We start from the raw sequence: 346 nt of genomic DNA, 5'->3' as shown, positions 1-346 counted from the left end.
CGGCAGGGTCAGCAGCAGCAGGGCGAGGAAGCGGTTCTTGACGAAGGCCGTGCCCAGCAGCTCCAGCGTAGCCACCGGCTCGATGCCGGCCAGCAGCGCGGTAGCGAAACCGGCGCCGACCACGACCAGGGCCGGGTTCAGGCGCAGAGCGAAGCCGAGCACCACCAGGCCGACGCCGGCCAGCGGCAGCAGATTGACGGTCGAGCTCACGGGGCGGCGATCTCCACGCCTGCGGCCGCGAGACTGGCGCGAAGGCGTCGCGCGAAGTCGACGGCATCCGGACGATCGCCGTGCAGGCAGAGAGTCTCGGCTTCGACCCGCACCACTTCGCCGCTGCGCTGCCGGG

2 protein-coding genes are annotated in these 346 nt (G+C 72.0%); both read right to left on the bottom strand.

Annotated elements, in window-relative coordinates; translation table 11 throughout:
* Positions 1 to 210: 5-oxoproline transporter, DUF969 family subunit (locus tag FLQ44_RS10975; RefSeq protein ID WP_206208817.1), on the bottom strand; the 210-nt coding region annotated here is incomplete at its 3' end.
* Positions 207 to 326, bottom strand: coding sequence for a LamB/YcsF family protein (locus FLQ44_RS24895; RefSeq protein ID WP_369126606.1), 120 nt, complete (start codon positions 324 to 326; stop codon positions 207 to 209). The genes FLQ44_RS24895 and FLQ44_RS10975, both read right to left, overlap by 4 nt.
* Positions 327 to 346: the final 20 nt, after the last annotated feature.

The organism is Vogesella mureinivorans (assembly GCF_007644035.1).
Lineage (GTDB): Bacteria > Pseudomonadota > Gammaproteobacteria > Burkholderiales > Chromobacteriaceae > Vogesella > Vogesella mureinivorans.
This window is presented reverse-complemented; position numbering and strand designations above follow the sequence as displayed.